Origin of the sequence: Nocardia farcinica, from assembly GCF_029867845.1 — a bacterium.
In the GTDB taxonomy this organism is placed as follows: domain Bacteria; phylum Actinomycetota; class Actinomycetes; order Mycobacteriales; family Mycobacteriaceae; genus Nocardia; species Nocardia farcinica_A.
In genome coordinates this window covers 1-1,695 of the sequence record NZ_JARWRU010000738.1, presented here as the reverse complement: position 1 = coordinate 1,695, position 1,695 = coordinate 1, and the positions used below count along the sequence as shown (strand labels likewise).

Genomic DNA, 1,695 nt, shown 5'->3' with positions numbered 1-1,695 from the left:
GTGCACCGCGCTCGGCCGCGAGCCGGCCGCCCGCGCGGCGAAGAGGCGGGCGGCCTGGGGGGGGAGCGAGGCGGTCGTCAGCGCGCCGCTGACCCGCGCGGTGCAGACCGCCGAAGCGGCCGCGACCGCGCTCGGCGTTCCCCTGCGGACCGATCAGGGCCTTATCGAGACCGATTTCGGCGATTGGGAGGGCCTGACCTTCGCCGAGGCCGCCGAGCGTGACCCGGAGCTGCACGCGCGCTGGCTGGGCGATCCCTCGCTGCCGCCGCCGGGCGGGGAGAGCTTCGACACGGTGCGCGCCAGGGTGGAGGCCGCGCGGCGGGATCTGTGCGCGCAGTACCAGGGGCGCAATCTGCTGCTGGTCAGCCACGTGACCCCGATCAAGACGCTGTTGCAGCTCGCCCTCGGGGTCGGGCCCTCGGTGCTGTACCGGCTGCACCTGGATCTGGCCTCGCTGTCGATCGCGGAGTTCTATCCCGACGGCGGCGCCTCGGTGCGGCTGGTGAACGACACCTCGTATCTGGGTTAGCCGGGCGCCCGGCGGGGAACCATCCGTACCGGGTGGCCTCCGGCCGGGTTGGCCGGATTGTTACCTGCGATTCGCTTACCCGGCGGGCCGGGTTCGTGACATGGTTTACGCCATCGTGGCGGGGGGCGGTTCGCGCCGAGTGGGGGTAGGGCGCGAAACCGCCCCTGCCTGTTCGGGTTTCGGGATTCGAGAGGGAGTACTGCTGTGAGGTTCAGGTGGATGGCGGCAACGGCGGCCGTCGTCGCAGGTGTGGGCTCAGCCGTCACGGGGACGGCGCAGGCGGCGCCGCAGTCCGCGGTGCTCGGGGGTGGCTCGGGATTGGTGTTCGACAACAACTCGGCGTGCTCGCTGACCGCCATCGGGCACGACGACGCGGGCAGGCTGGTCGGCCTGACGGCGGGTCACTGCGCCCCGACCGGCTCCCGGCTGGCGGCCGAGTCGGCGCTCGAGGTGGGCGTGATCGGCACGGTGGCCTATTCCGACAACGGCAAGGGCTTGGACTTCGCTGTGCTGCAACTGGACCCGGCGAAGGTGACCCCGGTGCGCACGGTCGGCAAGACCACCATCAACGGTCTCGGCGCGACCCCTGACCCCGGCACCACGGTGTGCTTCAACGGCCGCACCAGCGGCGGCGGCTGCGGGGTGGTGTGGGGTTCGCTGGACGAGACCCTCACCCTCAACCAGGCGTGCTCCAAGCCGGGTGACTCCGGCGGCCCGGTCACCGTGGGCGACCGTCTGGTCGGCATGAACCAGGGCAGGCTGACCGGCATGGCGGGCATCCCGTTCGACCTGCCGTGCGCGGACGCGGCCAACCCGATCCACTCGCCCGCCTACTTCGCCCCGATCGACATCATCCTCTCCGCCGTCGACGCCATCGGCGGCGTCGGCGCGGGCTTCCACACCATCTGATCGCCTTTCCCCACCGAGAATTCAGCCGAGAACTCAGCCGAGAACTCAGCCGAGAACTCGGCCGAGGACACCGCGCGGAACGCTGCCGAGACCACCCCCGGGGGGGCCCCCCCCGGGGGGGGGGGGGGGGGGGGGGGGGGGGGGGGGGGGGGGGGGGGCGGGCGGGGGGGGGGGGGGGGGCGGGGGGGGGCGGGCGGGGGGGGGCGGGGGGGGGGGCCGCGCCGCGGGCCCGGCGCCCGCGGGGCCCGGGGGCGCCG

General features: G+C 74.3%; 3 protein-coding genes. 2 read left to right on the top strand and 1 reads right to left on the bottom strand.

Going from position 1 to position 1,695, the window contains the following annotated elements; translation table 11 throughout:
• Both QH283_RS16145 and QH283_RS16140 read left to right on the top strand, forming a co-directional pair.
• Positions 1 to 529: histidine phosphatase family protein (locus QH283_RS16145; RefSeq protein ID WP_280503808.1), on the top strand; the 529-nt coding region annotated here is incomplete at its 5' end.
• Between the two features lie 219 nt (positions 530 to 748).
• Positions 749 to 1,438 carry a hypothetical protein gene (locus QH283_RS16140; RefSeq protein ID WP_280503807.1) on the top strand — a complete coding sequence of 230 codons (690 nt, stop codon included), beginning with the start codon at positions 749 to 751 and terminating at the stop codon, positions 1,436 to 1,438.
• Positions 1,439 to 1,483: 45 nt separating this feature from the next.
• On the opposite strand, the gene QH283_RS16135 is transcribed toward QH283_RS16140, so the two are convergent.
• Positions 1,484 to 1,695, bottom strand: a 212-nt coding sequence (locus tag QH283_RS16135) for a hypothetical protein (RefSeq protein ID WP_280503806.1), incomplete at its 5' end; no start/stop codon positions are given.